The sequence below is a fragment of the Pseudomonas sp. 13159349 genome (assembly GCF_013305685.1).
In the GTDB taxonomy this organism is placed as follows: Bacteria; Pseudomonadota; Gammaproteobacteria; order Pseudomonadales; family Pseudomonadaceae; genus Aquipseudomonas; species Aquipseudomonas asiatica.
Genome location: NZ_CP045553.1, coordinates 4,440,951 through 4,457,135 on the forward strand (window position 1 = coordinate 4,440,951; position 16,185 = coordinate 4,457,135).

At 64.1% G+C, this 16,185-nt stretch carries 19 protein-coding genes; 7 read left to right on the forward strand and 12 right to left on the reverse strand.

The window, feature by feature from the left end; translation table 11 throughout:
- Window positions 1–9: 9 nt before the first annotated feature.
- A complete protein-coding gene (locus GEV38_RS20380) occupies window positions 10–1,296 on the reverse strand; it encodes an MFS transporter (RefSeq protein ID WP_054573768.1) in 1,287 nt (428 codons plus the stop codon).
- Window positions 1,297–1,424: 128 nt separating this feature from the next.
- Between GEV38_RS20380 and GEV38_RS20385 the strand changes: the two genes are divergently transcribed.
- Complete coding sequence (locus GEV38_RS20385) at window positions 1,425–2,336, forward strand: LysR family transcriptional regulator (protein ID WP_054573767.1); 912 nt, start codon at window positions 1,425–1,427, stop codon at window positions 2,334–2,336.
- A gap of 134 nt (window positions 2,337–2,470) precedes the next feature.
- Here GEV38_RS20385 and GEV38_RS20390 read toward each other — a convergent pair whose 3' ends face one another.
- From GEV38_RS20390 to GEV38_RS20400, 3 genes are read right to left on the reverse strand one after another with little or no spacing between them, the layout of a single operon-like run.
- Window positions 2,471–2,992 (reverse strand): DUF2937 family protein, encoded by a 522-nt coding sequence (locus GEV38_RS20390; RefSeq protein WP_023661383.1) that lies wholly within the window; start codon window positions 2,990–2,992, stop codon window positions 2,471–2,473.
- Window positions 2,993–3,001: 9 nt separating this feature from the next.
- Entirely contained in the window at window positions 3,002–3,775 is a 774-nt protein-coding gene (locus tag GEV38_RS20395) for a class II glutamine amidotransferase (protein ID WP_054573766.1), read from the reverse strand.
- Window positions 3,776–3,789: 14 nt separating this feature from the next.
- Complete coding sequence (locus GEV38_RS20400) at window positions 3,790–4,296, reverse strand: hypothetical protein (protein ID WP_015271345.1); 507 nt, start codon at window positions 4,294–4,296, stop codon at window positions 3,790–3,792.
- Between the two features lie 137 nt (window positions 4,297–4,433).
- Here GEV38_RS20400 and GEV38_RS20405 point away from each other — a divergent pair, with 137 nt between their 5' ends.
- A complete protein-coding gene (locus tag GEV38_RS20405; protein ID WP_054573765.1) occupies window positions 4,434–6,476 on the forward strand; it encodes a S9 family peptidase in 2,043 nt (680 codons plus the stop codon).
- Between the two features lie 112 nt (window positions 6,477–6,588).
- Here the strand turns inward: GEV38_RS20405 and GEV38_RS20410 are convergent, their stop codons facing one another.
- Window positions 6,589–6,867: a hypothetical protein gene (locus GEV38_RS20410; RefSeq protein WP_015271347.1), complete on the reverse strand. Its 279-nt coding sequence runs from the start codon at window positions 6,865–6,867 to the stop codon at window positions 6,589–6,591.
- Between the two features lie 131 nt (window positions 6,868–6,998).
- Between GEV38_RS20410 and GEV38_RS20415 the strand changes: the two genes are divergently transcribed.
- The 3 genes from GEV38_RS20415 (at window position 6,999) to GEV38_RS20425 (ending at window position 8,315) form a co-directional block, all read left to right on the forward strand.
- The gene (locus GEV38_RS20415) at window positions 6,999–7,370 is read left to right on the forward strand and encodes a YajD family HNH nuclease (protein WP_003259546.1); all 372 of its coding nucleotides are present in this window, start codon (window positions 6,999–7,001) and stop codon (window positions 7,368–7,370) included.
- Between the two features lie 73 nt (window positions 7,371–7,443).
- On the forward strand, window positions 7,444–7,914 hold the full coding sequence (locus GEV38_RS20420) for an RNA methyltransferase (RefSeq protein ID WP_054573764.1): 471 nt from the start codon (window positions 7,444–7,446) through the stop codon (window positions 7,912–7,914).
- Between the two features lie 62 nt (window positions 7,915–7,976).
- Window positions 7,977–8,315, forward strand: a complete 339-nt coding sequence (locus GEV38_RS20425; protein WP_054573763.1) for a DUF2892 domain-containing protein — start codon at window positions 7,977–7,979, stop codon at window positions 8,313–8,315.
- A 130-nt stretch (window positions 8,316–8,445) separates the two neighbouring features.
- On the opposite strand, the gene GEV38_RS20430 is transcribed toward GEV38_RS20425, so the two are convergent.
- Window positions 8,446–9,654 carry a hypothetical protein gene (locus GEV38_RS20430; protein WP_054573762.1) on the reverse strand — a complete coding sequence of 403 codons (1,209 nt, stop codon included), beginning with the start codon at window positions 9,652–9,654 and terminating at the stop codon, window positions 8,446–8,448.
- Between the two features lie 44 nt (window positions 9,655–9,698).
- Window positions 9,699–10,148 carry a YcgN family cysteine cluster protein gene (locus GEV38_RS20435; RefSeq protein WP_015271351.1) on the reverse strand — a complete coding sequence of 150 codons (450 nt, stop codon included), beginning with the start codon at window positions 10,146–10,148 and terminating at the stop codon, window positions 9,699–9,701.
- Between the two features lie 144 nt (window positions 10,149–10,292).
- On the opposite strand from GEV38_RS20435, the gene GEV38_RS20440 reads away from it, so the two are divergent.
- Entirely contained in the window at window positions 10,293–10,886 is a 594-nt protein-coding gene (locus tag GEV38_RS20440) for a nitroreductase family protein (RefSeq protein WP_015271352.1), read from the forward strand.
- 116 nt (window positions 10,887–11,002) lie between these two features.
- Here GEV38_RS20440 and GEV38_RS20445 read toward each other — a convergent pair whose 3' ends face one another.
- The 5 genes from GEV38_RS20445 to GEV38_RS20465 all read right to left on the reverse strand — a co-directional run bounded on the left by GEV38_RS20445 (window position 11,003) and on the right by GEV38_RS20465 (window position 15,752).
- Window positions 11,003–11,935 (reverse strand): D-2-hydroxyacid dehydrogenase, encoded by a 933-nt coding sequence (locus GEV38_RS20445; RefSeq protein WP_015271353.1) that lies wholly within the window; start codon window positions 11,933–11,935, stop codon window positions 11,003–11,005.
- Between the two features lie 2 nt (window positions 11,936–11,937).
- Window positions 11,938–12,231 carry a YcgL domain-containing protein gene (locus tag GEV38_RS20450; RefSeq protein ID WP_015271354.1) on the reverse strand — a complete coding sequence of 98 codons (294 nt, stop codon included), beginning with the start codon at window positions 12,229–12,231 and terminating at the stop codon, window positions 11,938–11,940.
- Entirely contained in the window at window positions 12,228–13,361 is a 1,134-nt protein-coding gene (gene rnd / locus GEV38_RS20455) for a ribonuclease D (protein WP_054573761.1), read from the reverse strand. Before rnd ends, GEV38_RS20450 begins: the two co-directional genes overlap by 4 nt.
- A 222-nt stretch (window positions 13,362–13,583) precedes the next feature.
- Window positions 13,584–15,221 (reverse strand): phosphoethanolamine transferase, encoded by a 1,638-nt coding sequence (locus GEV38_RS20460; protein ID WP_054573760.1) that lies wholly within the window; start codon window positions 15,219–15,221, stop codon window positions 13,584–13,586.
- A 165-nt stretch (window positions 15,222–15,386) separates the two neighbouring features.
- Window positions 15,387–15,752, reverse strand: coding sequence for a 5-carboxymethyl-2-hydroxymuconate Delta-isomerase (locus GEV38_RS20465; protein WP_054573759.1), 366 nt, complete (start codon window positions 15,750–15,752; stop codon window positions 15,387–15,389).
- Between the two features lie 117 nt (window positions 15,753–15,869).
- Between GEV38_RS20465 and GEV38_RS20470 the strand changes: the two genes are divergently transcribed.
- Window positions 15,870–16,109, forward strand: a complete 240-nt coding sequence (locus GEV38_RS20470) for a YdcH family protein (RefSeq protein WP_054573758.1) — start codon at window positions 15,870–15,872, stop codon at window positions 16,107–16,109.
- Window positions 16,110–16,185 lie beyond the last annotated feature (76 nt).

The window sequence follows — 16,185 nt, forward strand, 5'->3', positions numbered from 1 at the left end:
ATGCCTACCTTAACGCGCCAGCAGCTGTTTGCCGCGGGTTTCCGGCAGGCTCAGCGCCGCCACGATCACCACCCCGTAGGACACGGCGGAGAACACGCCGATACCCAGGCCCAGCGGTACTTTCTGGCCGAGCACGCCGATCAGCAGCGGGAACAGTGCCGCGATGACCTTGCCGATGTTGTAGCAGAAGCCCTGCCCCGAACCACGGATACGCGTGGGGAACAGTTCGGTGAGAAACGCGCCCATGCCGCTGAAGATACCCGAGGCGAAGAAGCCCAGCGGGAAGCCCAGCCACAGCATCACGCCGTCGCTGACCTGCATTTGCGTGTACAGCAGTACGATGACGAACGAGCCCACGGCGAACAGGATGAAGTTTTTCTTGCGCCCCAGCAGGTCGGACAGGTACGCACTGACCACATAGCCGACATAGGAGCCGACGATCACCATGGCCAGATAGCCACCGGTACCCAGCACGCTCAGGCCGCGCTCGTTCTTGAGGAAGGTCGGCAGCCACGAGGTAATGGCGTAGTAGCCGCCCAGTGCGCCGGTGGTCAGCAGGGAAGCCCGCACGGTGGTCCAGAGCATGCCTGGGGCAAAGATTTCGTAGAACTGCGCAGGTGCCTCGGCATTTTCCACCGCCTTGGCCTCGCGATATACCTCGGGGTCCTTGACCAGGCGGCGGACGAAGATCACGAAGATCGCCGGTACCAGGCCCAGCAGGAACAGCGCGCGCCAGGCCTGCTCTGCCGGCAGCCAGGAGAACAGCAGCGCGTAGAGGATGGCGGTGAGGCCCCAGCCAAGGGCCCAGCCGGACTGCACCATGCCCACTGCCTTGCCACGGTCCTGGGCGCGGATCACCTCGCCGATCAGCACCGCGCCGGCGGTCCACTCACCGCCAAAGCCGAAGCCCATCAGGGTACGGGCGATCAGCAGTTGTTCGTAGTTCTGGGCGAAGCCGCAGAGGAAGGTGAAGAAGGCAAACCACAGCACCGTCAGTTGCAGGGTGCGCACGCGGCCAATACGGTCGGAGAGAATGCCGGCCACCCAGCCACCCACAGCCGAGGCGATCAAGGTGCTGGTGTGGATCAACCCGGCTTCGGTGGTGGTGATGCCCCACAGCATGATCAGCGTGGGGATGACGAAGCTGAGCATCTGCGTGTCCATGCCGTCCAGGCCATAGCCGATCTTGCAGCTCCAGAAGGTGCGGCGCTGCTGTGAGTCGATGTCGCGATACCAGGCGAAAGGCCCGGACGAAGATGGGGAACTGACCTGCTGCTGCACGCCGGTGGGGTTCATGCTTGCCTCGGCTTGTTGGTATTGTTTTATGGGCGACAATGAGTCGCGGCCTGGCTGCCATTGTTCAGAGGCCGCGCCATTTGCGTCCAACGAGAAAAACCGCCGGTCTGGAACAAGAAAAACTGATCATGAACCTTCGCTTCCTCGAAACCTTCGTCTGGGTCGCCCGGCTCAAGAGCTTCCGCCTGACCGCGGAAAAGCTGTTCACCACCCAGGCCTCGGTTTCCAGCCGCATCGCCGCGTTGGAGGCCGACCTGGGCGTGAAGCTGCTGCTGCGCGACTCACGTGGCGTCAGCCTGACCCCGGAAGGCGGCAAGGTGCTGGAATATGCCGAGCGCATGCTGGAAACCGCCAAGGCCATGAAGCAGTCGCTGGACAGCGACCGGGCCAAGGTCGGACGCATCCGTATCGGGGTGATGGACACGGTGATCCACACCTGGATGAGCGCACTGGTGGCGGAGCTGACCGAGCGTTACCCGCAGGTGGAGATCGAACTGGTGGCCGACACTGCGCTGAACCTTCGCGAGCAATTGCAGAAGGGCTTTCTCGACGTGATCCTGCAGACCGACCTGCTGCGCGAGCAATCGATCCGCAGCCTGGACCTGGCGCGCTACCCCATGGGTTGGGTGGTGGCCGCCGGCTCGCACCAGCACCGCGACTATGCCTCGCTGGCCGAGCTTGGGCGGGAACGCATCATTACCTTCTCGAAGAACTCGCGGCCGCACCAGGAAGTGCTGAGCCTGCTGCAGGGCGCGGGGGCCGAAACGCCACGGCTGAACTGCGTGAACTCGGTGGCGGCGATTACCCGGCTGTTGCGTGACGGTTTTGGCATTGGTGCGTTGCCGCCGGCGCTGGTGGATGCCGAGTTGAGCCGGGGTGAGCTGGTATTGCTGCAGGGGCTGCAACCGCCGCCTAGCCTGGAGCTGGTAGTGGCCTGGCAGACCGGGGTGGCGTTGGTGGATGAAGTGGTCGGGGTTTGCCGGCAGGTGCTGGAGCGGTATGCGCGGGATGTGGGTGGGCAGCGGATTGTGTTGGTCTGACAGATTTGCAGTGCCTGTGCTGGCCTCTTCGCGGGTAAACCCGCTCCCACAGAGTCACCACAGGTCTTGAGGGCTGCGCAGTACCTGTGGGAGCGGGTTCACCCGCGAAAGGGCCGGCACAGGCACTGCAAAAATCAGCGCCAGCTCTCTTTCACCGCCCCACGCCGCCCGCCCAGGATCACCCAGCCAATCGCCAGCAACAGGCTCTCGATCACGAAGGCCAGCACAAACCCTGCACCAAGGCCCCAGCCAACCGCCTCGGGCACCAGCAGGATCTGGTAGCTGTAGCCATTGAGGGTTTCTTCACGCAACTGCGGGTCGGCCTGCACCAGCACGTGCCAGGTACGTTGCGCCCATGGCGCTTGCAGCGCCTGCCATTCGTTTTCCAGCAGTTCGTTGCGGATCATCAGGCTTTCGATGCTGTTGGCATCACTGTTGAACACTGGGTCGTCGCTGCTGCGGTAATGTCGCAGCAGCGCCTGCAGGTCACCATTGAAGAAGCGTTCGGCGGTCTGCCGGAAGCCGTCGAGCGCCTCGCGTGATTCGAACAGGTGCGCCTCGACCCGCTGGCTGTAGTCCTTCACCAGCCCCGGGACCTGGATACCGGCCAGCAGGCCGAAGGTGAACAGCAGCAACCGCAGGTAACTTCTGAACATGCCGCGTCCTTAGCTCTGGCCGTGCGCCACGCACTCGCCGTGCCGCCACAGGGCCCACTGACCCGGCTCGTAGCGCTGCCAGGTCTCGTTCTCGGTCAAGGCCTCGGTGGCGATCACCGTGACCACGTCGTTTGGGGTGGTTTCGGTGTGAAAATCGACGATCAGGTCGACATCCTTCAACCGTGCCGCACCAAAGGGTGCACGCCGGGTAATGTGCACCAGCTTGGTCGAACAGAAGCAGAACAGCCAGTCGCCGTCGCTGAGCATGCAGTTGAACACGCCCTGGCCGCGGTAGCCGGCACAGGCTTCGACCAGCACCGGCAGCAGCTGTTCCACCGGAACGGGCTCGGGGAAGGCGCTGCGGATGCGGTTGAGCAGGTCGCAGAAGGCCGCCTCGCTGTCGGTGTCGCCCACCGGCCGGTAGAAACTGGCCTGGCACTTGAAGTCGCCCAGCTGGCCATTGTGCGCGAAGCACCAGTTGCGGCCCCACATCTCTCGCACGAACGGGTGGGTGTTGGACAGGCATACCTTGCCGACGTTGGCCTGGCGTATGTGGCCAATGACCACTTCGCTCTTGATCGGGTAACGCTGCACCAGGTTGGCCACTTCCGACTCGCTGCTGGCAGCCGGGTCCTGGAAAAGGCGCAGGCCACGGCCTTCGTAGAAGCCGATGCCCCAGCCGTCACGGTGCGGGCCGGTACGACCGCCGCGCTGCATCAGGCCGGTGAAGCTGAAGACGATATCGGTGGGGACGTTGGCACTCATGCCCAGCAGTTCGCACATAGGCGTGTCTCCGCTTACAGACGGGGCTCGACCCGGCCGCTGCCGCGGGAGACGGCTGGGGCGACAGGGGGTGGCGCATCACGGTAACGGTCGCGGCGCTCTGCTGCCAGCGGGGCCTGGGCGCCGAGCTGGTCATCTTCGGCAGCCTGGCGCTGGGCAGCGGCCTCGGCCTGCGCGCGGCGCTCGCGGGCGCGTTTCTCCAGCGGAAAGCGCAGCAGCACGAAGAGGAAATACAGGGAAAACGCGCCCATGCCGTACATGGCGAAGTCGGAAACCGCGCGCCAGGCGTTGTTGCCGACCTTGAAGGCGACGTCGAGGGCGGTGATGGCAATCGCCGGGGCGAAGCTGTCCTTGACCGGGTCGACGATGGTCGGGGTCAGCAGCAGCACCGCCAGCACCACCCGCAGCGGTTCGCGCAGCCAGCGCCACATCCAGCCGGTGAGCTTGAAGCCCACCATCAGGCAGCCCAGGGCGGCAACGGCGTAAAGGCCCCAGGCGAGGGTGTAGTCGTTCTCGGTCATGGTGTTCGTGCAAGCCAGGCAAAGAGATGCCTATGATAAACACTTTTCCGGGCGCAGACAGTGTTTGCCTGTACCGGCCTCTTCGCGGGCTGCCCGCGAAGAGGCCGGTACAGGCACCCCCAATCAAGAGATCCTCAATGCCAACCAAGCCCCAACCCCCGATTGCCCGCCAGGCCCAGGCCGCCGACCCGTACGCCTGGCTGCAACAGCGTGACACCCCCGAGGTGCTTGCCTACCTGCAAGCCGAGAACGCCTACCAGGAAGCCTGCCTGGCCGACCAGGCGCCGCTGCGCGAACAACTGTTCGAAGAGATCAAGGGCCGCATCCTGGAAACCGACCTGTCGCTGCCAGCGCCCTGGGGCCCCTACCTGTACTACACCCGCACCACCGCGGGCGACGAGTACCCGCGTCACTACCGCTGCCCGCGCCCGGCCGACGACTCCAACACGGTCGATGAAAGCCAGGAGCAACTGCTGCTCGACCCCAACGCCCTGGCCAATGGCGGTTTCCTGTCCCTCGGCGCGTTCAACGTCAGCCCCGACCACCGCCTGCTGGCCTACAGCCTGGACACCAGTGGCGACGAAATCTTCACCCTGTACGTGAAGGACCTGGCCAGTGGCAGCGTCACTACCCTGCCCTTCGACGACTGCGACGGCAGCCTGACCTGGGCCAACGACAGCCAGACGCTGTTCTTCGCCGAACTGGACGACACCCACCGCCCGTGGCGCCTGCGTCGCCACACCCTGGGCAACGACGGCGCGCAGACCGTGTTCGAGGAGCCCGACGGGCGCTTCTTCCTGCACTGCTACCGCACCAGCTCCGAACGCCAGCTGGTGCTGCTGCTCAACAGCAAGACCACCAGCGAAGCCTGGGTGCTGGATGCAGAGACACCGCAGGCTCCGTTCACCTGCCTGGCGCCACGGGTCGAAGGCCACGAGTACTTCCCCGACCACGGCCAGCTCGACGGCCAGTGGCGCTGGTTCATCCGCACCAACCAGGACGGCATCAACTTCGCCCTGTACCACGCCCCGGTCGCACCAGTGCCCAGCCGTGAGCAATGGCAGGTACTGGTAGCGCACCGCGACGCGATCATGCTCGAAGGCCTCAGCCTGAATGCCGGCGCGCTGACCCTGAGCCTGCGCGAAGGCGGCCTGCCGATCATCGAGGTACGCCCGCAGGGCCTGGCCCCCTACCGCGTCGAACTGCCCGACGCGGCCTACAGCCTGTACGTGCAGGACAGCCTGGAATTCGCCAGCCCACGCTTGCGCCTGCGCTACGAAGCACTCAACCGCCCGGCCCAGGTACGCCAGCTGGAGCTGGCCAGCGGTGCCCAGGCGGTGCTCAAGCAAACCCCGGTGCTGGGGCCGTTCGATGCCGACGACTATGTCAGCGAGCGCCTTTGGGCTACCGCAGCGGACGGCACCCGGGTGCCGATCAGCCTGGTGCGCCGCCGCCAGGACCTGGGCCGGACCGTGCCGCTGTACCTGTATGGCTACGGCGCCTATGGCGAAAGCCTCGACCCGTGGTTCTCGCACGCGCGCCTGAGCCTGCTGGAGCGCGGCGTGGCCTTTGCCATCGCCCATGTGCGTGGTGGTGGCGAACTGGGCGAAGCCTGGTACCGCGCCGGCAAGCAGGAGCACAAGCACAACACCTTCAGCGACTTCATCGCCTGTGCCGAGCACCTGATCGCCGAGGGTGTTACGGCTGCCGACCGCCTGGCCATCAGTGGCGGCAGCGCCGGTGGCCTGCTGATGGGCGCGGTGCTCAACCTGCGCCCCGAGCTGTTCCGCTGTGCGATTGCCGAAGTGCCGTTCGTCGACGTGCTCAACACCATGCTCGACCCCGAGCTGCCGCTGACCGTGACCGAGTACGACGAATGGGGCAACCCTGAGGAGCCGGAGGTGTATGAGCGGATCAAGGCCTATGCACCGTACGAGAACGTGAAGGAACAGGCCTACCCGGCGATGCTGGTGGTGGCGGGCTACAACGACAGCCGCGTGCAGTACTGGGAAGCGGCCAAGTGGGTGGCGCGGCTGCGCACGCGCAAGACCGACGACAACCTGCTGCTGCTCAAGACCGAGATGAGGGCTGGGCATGGCGGGATGAGCGGGCGGTATCAGGGGCTCAAGGATGTGGCCCTAGAGTACGCGTTCGTGTTCGGCGAGCTAGGTATCGTTTGAGAAAGCTGGGGGCGCTTTGCGCCCCTTTCGCGACACAAGGCCGCTCCTACAGGTACCGTGCATGCCCTGAATCCTGCGCGATCCCACAGAAAACCGGGGCAGCCGGCTGAATTCAATCATCCTGCACCGCCGGCTTCGGCGGGTCTTGGCGCAACCCCGGCAATGGCTGGTCCTTCGGTGGCCCGGGCACCGGCATCGGCGGTAACAGTGGCGCCCCCGGCTGGCTGTCATAGGCCTTGGGCGGCGTACTCGGGGTAATCTGCGGATATGGCGTAGGCGTAGGCGTACCCGGTGCACCGGGCACCGGCGTGCTCAACCGGGGTGGCGTGCTGGCAGCTTCGGCCATGGGCAGGCCGGCCAACAACAGCACAACGAGGATCGCGCGAAACATCAGCAACCTCCTGTCGGGAACCTTCCTACAGGCTACGCCTAAATCAAAGCTTTCGCCTGTCCGCCTGCCCCGCAAGCGCGCTAGACTCAGTGCATAACCGTCATTTGCCTGATCAGAACAAAGGAAACACCATGAGCTCCACCTCTTCCGCCGCCGCCACCGCGCGCCTGGACCGCATCCTGGCCGATGCCAAGCGCGACAAGGAAATGGGCTACCGCGACAAGGCCCTGAAAATGTACCCGCACGTCTGCGGCCGCTGCGCCCGCGAGTTCTCCGGCAAGCGCCTGAGCGAGCTGACCGTGCACCACCGCGACCACAACCACGACAACAACCCGCAGGACGGCTCCAACTGGGAGTTACTGTGCCTGTACTGCCACGACAACGAGCACTCGCGCTATACCGACCAGCAGTACTTCAGCGAAGGCTCCACCAGCACCCCGAGCATCGCCAAGGCCACCCACAACCCGTTCGCCGGGCTGGCGGGCATGCTGAAGAAAGACTGACCATCGATTCACCACCCCGCTGCTACCGGGCAGCCCGTATAATCGCGCTTTTTTTCGCGAAGGGCCCCGGTACGTGGCAAACAAACGATACAGCTGCATTGGCCTGTTCAACCCCAAGTCGGCAGAAAACGTCGGCTCGGTGATGCGCGCCGCGGGTTGCTACGGCGTCAATTCGGTGTTCTACACCGGCAAACGCTACGAGCGTGCGCGTGACTTCGTCACCGACACCAAGCGCGTGCACTACGACATCCCGCTGATCGGCATCGATGACCTGCAGCGCATCATCCCGCTGGGCTGCACGCCGGTGGCCGTGGAGTTGGTGGAGGGCGCGCGGCCATTGCCGGAATACACCCACCCGGACCGGGCCATCTACATCTTCGGGCCGGAAGACGGCAGCCTCAGTGCCGATGTGCGGGCATGGTGCGAAGAGACCATCTACATTCCGACCGAGGGCTGCATGAACCTCGCAGCGACGGTGAATGTGGTGCTGTATGACCGCATGGCCAAGGGGCTGAATACCCGTTCGGGGCCCAGGCTCAAATAGCCGACTGAACGATGGCGGCGGCCAACAGGTCACCTGCATACACTTCAGACGGAGACCTTGCCATGCTTGATATCCATTCGGCAGCGACATCGCAAGACAAGAACGTTCATGGCCTGGAGCGCGCCAGTTCGCTGGCTGGCGGCGCGTTGATGGTCAGCAAGGGGCTGCGCCACGGCGGCCTGGTCGGGTTGTTGCAAATCGCAGTTGGCGGCCTGGCACTGGCTCGGGGCTTCAGCGGGCATTGTGCGACCAAGGCCTGGTGGCAGCGGCATCGGCAGGAGTATCACCGCTTGCGTTCGGACATCGAGCGCAGTGCTGCGGAACTGGAGGCGTTGAAGGCCAGTGCCGAGGCGGCGACGCGGGGGGTGACGATAACCGGGAAGGATCCGTTGGCCAGTTGATTTTGCACTGCCTGTACCGGCCCTTTCGCGGGTAAACCCGCTCCCGCAGGATCACCAAGGCTTCGGCCTCTTCGCCGTACCTGTGGGAGCGGGTTTACCCGCGAAGAGGCCGGCACAGGTACAGAAATGGCTAGCGCAACGCCTTGCTCTGCAACACCTCCGAGCGCCGCCCCAGCACGTTCTCGCTGATCTGTATGAAGTCTTCGGTGCTGACGCTGGGCAGGCGCATCAGCCCGCGCGCCACATCGTCCAGCGAGCGTTTGGCCTGGGTGTGGATGCGGATTTCCTTGTCCAGCGCCTGCAGCAACATCACCCCCCGCGCCACCTGCGCCGGGGTGGCATGCTCGCCCTTGAGCCGGGTGACCTTGGCGCCCTGCTTACTCAGGCGCGCCTGCCAAGCCTCGTAACGGTCGTCACTCACCCCGCCCGCGCGGCGCAGCAACTCGCTGGCATAGTAGTCGTTCAGGCTTTCCACCAGCCAGTCACTGCCATCACGCCCATGGATCTGCGCAAACAGTTGCACCACTTCGCGCAGCAACGGGCTGCTGCCATTCTCGCTGACCATCGGCCGGGCACTGTGCAGGTACAACGAGCCCTGCGCGGCGGTCGCCCCACGCCACATGCCGTCGCGAGCGCCGACCAACAGCAGCTTCGGCGGGTTGCGCGGGAAAACCGCCTGCAATTGCGGCCAGACAAAGGTCAGCATGGTCAGGTTGTCCATGCGCCGCATACCCTGCCCCACCGGTGCGGCCACTGTGACCTCGGTTTCGCCCAGGCGGGCGCGGCGGCTGCCCAGGTCGCCGGCGAGCATCCAGCCTGTGGGGCGGTCGAACAGGCGCGAAACGTTGTCGATGCGGAACTTGTCCTTGCCGATGCGCGGCCAGGAGGTCTCAATGCTCTTCCAGCCCTCCGGCAGGTCGAACGCCAGCCGCGCCACCAGTTCGGTGCCATCCTGCTGGTCGAGGCGCGCAGGCGGCACCAGTTGGTCGCCGAGGAACAGCGCCCAATGCGGGGTGATGCGCGACGAATAGGCGCCGCTGCCGCGTTTCTGGTCCAGCTGCACGCGGTAGCTGAGGCTGGTCTTGCCGGCCGCCGGTTGCCACACGCCGCGCTGGCCCTGCAACTGCCATTGGCCATCAGCCTGGAAGCCGCTGTAGGCCCCAGCCTTGCCCAGGTCGAAATCCAGACTGCGCACGGCACTGCCTTCGGCCAAGGTTAGGCGGACCTCCGCCTGGCCGCTGGCTGGTAACAGGCGCACCTGATAGTCGAGGTCGACCTTTTTCGCCCAGGCCGGCGAACTGGCCATCAGGCCAAACAGCAACAACAGCTGGCAACGCATACAGAAACTCCTTGTTTCCCCGTGGCAGCGGGCCGCGCCGGTGGTCAGCTGGCGCGGAAGATCAGGTGGTCTTCCCAGTCGTCTTCGTGCACATCGTGTTCACTGAGCATGCGCCCCGACTGGGAAATGCGCTGTTCATGGACCTGCTGGCGATCACCGCAGACCAGGTGGTGCCAGGCCGGCAGGTCCTTGCCCTCACTGACCAGGCGGTAGCCGCAGGTACTCGGCAGCCACTTGAACTGGTCGGCCTTGCCCGGGGTGAGCTGGATGCAGTCAGGTACCTGGGCGAAGCGGTTGGGGTAATCGCTGCACTGACAGGTGTGAAGATCCAGCAGTTTGCAGGCGATACGCGTGTAATAGACGCTGTTGTCGTCCTCGTCCTCGAGCTTTTGCAGGCAGCACAGGCCGCAACCATCACACAGCGACTCCCACTCTTGCGGGCTGAGTTGCTCGAGGGTCTTGCGCTGCCAGAACGGCGCGTTTTCAGCGATCATCACACGGGTTTCCTGCATTCATCTTGGGGCCACGGCGCGCGGCGGCGCCAGTCTAGATCCTGGCCTTCGGCAAAGCCAGACCGCTTGTCAGTCGCGACGCGACGCAGTAGCGTGCGCGTTTACCGCCCTTTTGCAGGAGCCGCCATGAGCGCCAACCCCCGCATTGCCGATTACGCCATCAACGAGCAGTTCATCAACCGCTGGTCGCCACGTGCCTTCACCGCCGAGCCGATCAGCGAAGAAACCTTGCTGAGCTTCCTCGAAGCTGCACGCTGGGCGCCGTCGGCGAACAACTCGCAACCTTGGCGCTTCCTCTATGCCCGCCGTGACACGCCGAACTGGGAGCGTTACCTGAACCTGCTGGTGCCGGCCAACCGCAGCTGGGCGCAACAGGCATCGGCGCTGGTGCTGGTGATTTCCAAGACCACCTACGCCGCCCCGGGCGCCACGGAAGAAAGACCGGCGCTGTGGCACACCTTCGACACCGGCTCCGCCTGGGGGCACCTGGCCCTGCAAGCCAGCATCAGCGGCTGGCATACCCATGGCATGGCCGGTTTCGACCAGGAACTGGCGCGTCAGGAGTTGAAGGTTCCTGAAGGCTACGTGCTGCATGCCATGGTGGCGATCGGCAAGCTGGGCGACAAGGCCAGCCTGAACGAAGCGCTGCAGGCGCGTGAAGTCCCGAGCCCGCGCAAGCCACTGAGCGAGCTGGCTGCCGAGGGTGATTTCAGCCTGTAAGCCTTGCATTGGCTGTACCGGCCCTTTCGCAGCACAAGGCTGCTCCTACAGCACAGTGAAAAAAACCTGTAGGAGCAGCCTTGTGCTGCGAAGAGGCCAGCACAGGCACTACAAAATCAATAGCCCCGGGCGAAGTCCACTTCTCCTCGCAACCCCTGCCCCGCCGCATATGCCCGCACATTCTCGACAAACAACCGCACCATCGCCGCCGGCGAGGTGGGTGCCGAGCTGTGCCCGGTCAGCAGCAAGCCCCACGCCGTCCAGAACGGGTGTTGCCTAGGCAACGGCTCCTGCCGGCAGACATCGATCACCGCCCCCGCCAGGTGCCCTTCCTTCAGTGCCTCGACCAGGTCAGCGTCGACCACCGCAGCGCCGCGCCCGGCATTGATGAACAGCGCCGTGGGCTGGAAGCACTTGAACAGTGCCGCATCATACAGGTCGTGGGTTGCCGGGGTATCCGGCAGCAGGTTGAGTACGTAGTCGACCTGACCCACCATGCGCGGCAGGTCGGCCAGCGCCGCTACCTCGACGAACGGCGCCTGCTCGCGGGCGCTGCTGGCAACGCCATACAGCACCACGCCAAACGCCTGCAGGAACTCGGCCACCCGCTGGCCAATGTCGCCAGTGCCGACGATCAGCACCTTGCGCCCTTCCAGGGTCCGCCCCGGGCGGTCGTCCCAACGACGCTCGACCTGGCTGACCAGCCGCGACAGCACCTCGCGCTCATGGCCGAGCATGTAGGTGAGCATGTACTCGGCCATCACCTGGCCAAAGATGCCCACGGCGCGGGTCAGGCGATAGTCGCGCGGCAGGCCCTCGGCCAGCAGCGGGGTGATACCGGCCCAGGTGGACTGCATCCAGCCCGGCTTGTGGCCTTGGCGCAACAGGCTTGCCAGCAGGTCCGGCTGGCCCAGCCACACCGGGCACTGTGGCGCCTGGCGTGCCAGTTCGGCGGAGTCGCCGCTGGTCAGGACTTCCAGCTCAGGCGCGGCTGCACGCAAAATCTCGGCGTATCGAGCATGATCATGCTCAGCAATCAGTACTCGCATGATCAGGCAGGGTCGTTACGGCGCAGCAACTCTTCGGGCAGGTGCTCGATGTAGTCGTCTTCCGGCGGCGGCATCTGCAGGTGATAACCCTGGTTGTCGAGGTTTTCCAGCACCTTGGCGATGTCCTCGCGGGCCAGCTTGCGCTCGGGAGTCAGCACCAGATCGAAGGCGTGCACGGGGGTGCCGAAGAACGGCAGCAGGCCTTCGGGCACGCGCTCCAGGCCGTCGGCCTTGAGCACGTACAGGTACATTTCGTTCTTGCGGGGGCTCTTGTAGATAGAGCAAATGCGTTTCATCGGGTCTCTCCGGCGCCTGCGAGGCTGTCCAGCAGGGCCTGGCCCATGCGCTCACGGCGCCAGCCGCGCAGCGAATCGGGCAATTGATAGGGGCCATTGGGGTAGCCGCTCTTGAGCAGCGCTTCCAGGGCTTTCTTGCGCAGCATCAGCTCGGGGGCAATGCCCAGGCGCTCACCTTCGGCCTGGCCGATGGCACGCAGCTGCTTGAGGATACCTGCGGCCTCGATCGGCAAGGGCTCGGGCAAGGCCTGTGGCCATTGCTCGGCTGGCAGGCTGGCGGCACGCTTGATCAGCTGGATGAGGAACTCACCGTCCTGACGAATGGTGCGCGGATGCATCTCGTCGATCTTGGCCAGCGCCGACAGGTTGCTCGGCTGGCTCTTGGCCATCGGCCACAGCGAGTGCTCCTTGAGGATGCGATTGCGCGGTACGTCGCGGTTGCGCGCTTCACGCTCGCGCCAGGCACACAGCTCACGCAGCACTGCCAGTTGCTGGGGGGCCAGCTTCCAGGCCAGCTTGACGTCGCGGTAAAGGCTTTCGGGCTCGACCTCGCGGCGCAATGCGGCCACCAGCTCGGCGCCGTCCTCCAGCACCCAAGCGTACTTGTAGTCACTCAGGCGCGGGCGCAAAACGGTGAACAGCTCGGCCAAGTGCACGGCATCCTCGGCGGCATAGCTGACCTGGGTTTCCGAGAGCGGGCGCTGCAGCCAGTCGGAGCGGGTTTCGCCCTTGGGCAGGTCGATACCCAGCACATCCTGCACCAGGCGCGAATAGCCCATGGAGAACCCCAGGTTCAGATAACCGGCCGCCAGTTGGGTGTCGAACAGCGGCTGTGGCAGCTTGCCGGTCAGGCGCAACAGCACTTCGAGGTCTTCGCTGCAGGCGTGCAGTACCTTGACCACACCGCTGTCATCCAGCAGTTCGGCCAGGGGTTGCCAGTTGCCGATCAGCAACGGGTCGATCAGGAAGGCACGCTGGCCATCGCCGATCTGGATCAGCCCGGCTTTCGGGTAGAAGGTGTCGACCCGCATGAATTCGGTATCGACGGCGACAAAGGGCAGCTGGTGCCAGTCGCGGCAGTGTTCGGCCAGGCTCTGGTCGTCACGGATCCAGTGTATTTCGATGGCCACGAGGCTCTCCCACTAACATTGGCGCGCAGTATATACGGCGCGGGCACTGCTGGTGAAACCTGCGCCATCCCTGGAATAGATAAACGGTGCTGCACCGGCGCCTTTTTGTAGGAGCAGCCTTGTGCTGCGAAAGAGCCGGTGCACTGATCATGGTGCTGTATTGGCTGTACCGGCCCCTTCGCAGCACAAGGCTGCTCCTACAGTGCCCGTGTGCAGTCAGACTCAGCGCTTGGCCGCCAGCCACGGCCGGCAGCTGGCGAACATGTCCAGCGATTGCTGGTAGACCTCGGTACGCACCTGCAACAGGCCGAGCATCGAGTGGAACAGGTTGTCCTGCGACAGCGGCGCATCGCTGAGCTTGGCCAGGCAGTCGGTGTCGACGCCGAAGTCCTCCTTGTAGCTGTCGGAGAACCAGGTCAGCAACGGCACGTGCTTCTGCTGCTCGGGGGCGATGGCGTAAGGCGTGCCGTGCAGGAACAGGTTGTACTCACCCAGCGACTCGCCATGGTCGGACAGGTAGATCATCGCCGTGTCGACCTTGTCCTGCTTGCTGCGCAGGGTATCGATCAGCGAGGCCAGCACCTTGTCGGTATAGGCCAGGGTGTTGTCGTAACCGTTGACGATTTCCTGTTCGCTGCACTGGTCCAGCGCGTTGCTCTGGCACACCGGGGCAAAGCGCTGGTCGGCGCCGGGGTAGCGCTTGAAGTATTCAGGCCCGTGGCTGCCCATCTGGTGCAGCACCAGCACGGTGTCCTTGTCGAGGTTGTCGATCAGCTCACCCAGGCCCTGCAGCAGGATCTGGTCATGGCATTCACCATCAGCGCACAACTGCGGGTCCTTGAGTTTGCTGACATCGATGAATTGCACGCGGTCGCAGGTACCCTTGCAGCCCGATTGATTGTCACGCCACTGCACCGCCAGGCCGGTCCGCTGGAGGATGTCCAGCAACCCTTCGCGGTTCTTCGCCACGCGGGCATCGTAGTCCTTGCGCTTCATGCCAGAGAACATGCAGGGCACCGAAACGGCGGTTTCCGTGCCGCAGGAGTGAACATCGGAGAACGCCAGCAGGCCCTGCTCCCTGGCGAGGTTCGGTGTGGTATCGCGGTTGTAGCCGAGCACGCCGAAGTGATCTGCCCGCGCACTTTCACCCACCACCAGTACAGTCAGCGACTTGCGTTCATGCTTTTGCCAGGCAGCGTCACGCTTGGCATCTTCGCCGTAATGCTGGAAGGGCCGTGATGCGGTACCGACGCGCTCGCTGACATAACCGATGGAGGCACCCACGATATTGCTGGGGGTGAGCATCAGGCGCAGTTCGTGGTGGTTGCGAAACAGCGACGAAAGGCCCTGGTAGTTGACCAGTGCCACCGAGCCCAGGGCCACCACGCAGGCACTGCCAACCACCAGCTTGCCGAGCAGTTCACGGTGCCAGGCGCGATAGGCGATCGGCGCCTTCCACAACAGCAGCGAAGGCACTACACCGAGGCCCAGGATATACAAGGCAAACTTCAACGAAAGCAGGTCACGCACTTCCGCCACGTTGGTTTCCGCAATATTGCGGAACATGCCCGCGTCAATAAGTACGCCGTACTGGTTCATGAAGTAAGCCACGCCCGCGCCACTCATGAACAACACGATAAGTATTGGCTTCAATACATAACGGAAGGCGAACAACGTGAGAATCAGGTTGAACGCGAACAGCATCAGCACGGCAAACGCCAGGCTCAGCCAAAGCCCCGGCAAACCGGGCGGCACGACCTGTTCGAGATGCTGCCAGAGGAAGACATTGAAGCCTATCAGCAGGTAAAGGCTGGCCAGCAGCGTGACCCATTCAGTCCGCAGGGATTTGAAGTTGAGCATCAGTGTTCGCAATCAAGAGTGATTATCAGCCCGAGGGCCTGCGCGGCACCAGGGAAACTTGGCTGAACTCTAGAAAGCGTGCCATCAATATTTTGTGAAAAAGACGCCAACAAATTCGTGAGCAGGCGCCTTTTCTACATTAAAAGAAGTTCATTCAGCGCTTGTTCAGCCTGGCAGGCGTGCCTTGGCATACGGCTCGCGGTCGATGTCCAGCACTTCCACGCACAGCTGGATATCAAGCCCGGGTTGCTCGGGGATGGCGTCACGCAACACGTCGAGCAGGCTGGTGGACAGTTGCGTCTTCACCTCGAGCGAGCGCCCGCTGAGGATGGCCAGGCGCACATGGGCAAAGGCACGCTCGCCGGGCGCAGTGCCCACCCGATAATGCTTGAAGGCTTCGGCGCGGCTTTTGATATCGGCCTCGTCGGCGAACTGGCCACTGCCAACCAGGGCATGGTTCAGGCGCAGCAGCAGGACGTCGACATTCAGCTCACGCAGGTTGTCGCTGTATTCGAGGTTCAGGTGGGGCATGGCGCAGGTTCCGGGTCACGGGGGAGATGCGACAGCCTACCCCAGTCCCCTACCTGCGCAAAGACGACTATCCTCAAAGGTCAGAACCATCCGCCAACCCCCGACAGAGGTGAAGAAATGCCAGTTCCGCATGATCTGCTCGCTGACCTGCACGTTACCGCTGATGCATTCCAGGCGCTCATGGACAAGGACCAGACGCTGCACTCACTGCACAAGGAATACAACGCAAAAGACAAAGAGGTGGTCGCTGCCGAAGGCAACGGCACCAACGACGAAACCGTCAACCGCCTGCGCAAGGAGCGCTTGCTGATCAAGGACAAGATCGAACGGATCATTCATCCGCCCAAATCCAGATAGATACCACAGGCCTGCACGGCCCCCTGTAGGAGCGGCCTTGTGTCGCGATGGGCTGCGCAGCAGCCCCGAAAATCTC

Excerpts from the sequence above, each read along its gene's own strand:
- GEV38_RS20440 (WP_015271352.1), top strand. The coding sequence starts at position 10,293 with ATGAGCGCCAACCCCCGCATTGCCGATTACGCCATCAACGAGCAGTTC.
- GEV38_RS20410 (WP_015271347.1), bottom strand. The coding sequence starts at position 6,867 with ATGTTTCGCGCGATCCTCGTTGTGCTGTTGTTGGCCGGCCTGCCCATG.
- GEV38_RS20390 (WP_023661383.1), bottom strand. The coding sequence starts at position 2,992 with ATGTTCAGAAGTTACCTGCGGTTGCTGCTGTTCACCTTCGGCCTGCTG.
- GEV38_RS20405 (WP_054573765.1), top strand. The coding sequence starts at position 4,434 with ATGCCAACCAAGCCCCAACCCCCGATTGCCCGCCAGGCCCAGGCCGCC.
- GEV38_RS20465 (WP_054573759.1), bottom strand. The coding sequence starts at position 15,752 with ATGCCCCACCTGAACCTCGAATACAGCGACAACCTGCGTGAGCTGAAT.
- GEV38_RS20445 (WP_015271353.1), bottom strand. The coding sequence starts at position 11,935 with ATGCGAGTACTGATTGCTGAGCATGATCATGCTCGATACGCCGAGATT.
- GEV38_RS20430 (WP_054573762.1), bottom strand. The coding sequence starts at position 9,654 with ATGCGTTGCCAGCTGTTGTTGCTGTTTGGCCTGATGGCCAGTTCGCCG.
- GEV38_RS20460 (WP_054573760.1), bottom strand. The coding sequence starts at position 15,221 with ATGCTCAACTTCAAATCCCTGCGGACTGAATGGGTCACGCTGCTGGCC.
- GEV38_RS20395 (WP_054573766.1), bottom strand. The coding sequence starts at position 3,775 with ATGTGCGAACTGCTGGGCATGAGTGCCAACGTCCCCACCGATATCGTC.
- GEV38_RS20435 (WP_015271351.1), bottom strand. The coding sequence starts at position 10,148 with ATGATCGCTGAAAACGCGCCGTTCTGGCAGCGCAAGACCCTCGAGCAA.
- GEV38_RS20380 (WP_054573768.1), bottom strand. The coding sequence starts at position 1,296 with ATGAACCCCACCGGCGTGCAGCAGCAGGTCAGTTCCCCATCTTCGTCC.
- GEV38_RS20450 (WP_015271354.1), bottom strand. The coding sequence starts at position 12,231 with ATGAAACGCATTTGCTCTATCTACAAGAGCCCCCGCAAGAACGAAATG.
- GEV38_RS20425 (WP_054573763.1), top strand. The coding sequence starts at position 7,977 with ATGCTTGATATCCATTCGGCAGCGACATCGCAAGACAAGAACGTTCAT.
- GEV38_RS20470 (WP_054573758.1), top strand. The coding sequence starts at position 15,870 with ATGCCAGTTCCGCATGATCTGCTCGCTGACCTGCACGTTACCGCTGAT.
- GEV38_RS20385 (WP_054573767.1), top strand. The coding sequence starts at position 1,425 with ATGAACCTTCGCTTCCTCGAAACCTTCGTCTGGGTCGCCCGGCTCAAG.
- GEV38_RS20400 (WP_015271345.1), bottom strand. The coding sequence starts at position 4,296 with ATGACCGAGAACGACTACACCCTCGCCTGGGGCCTTTACGCCGTTGCC.
- GEV38_RS20415 (WP_003259546.1), top strand. The coding sequence starts at position 6,999 with ATGAGCTCCACCTCTTCCGCCGCCGCCACCGCGCGCCTGGACCGCATC.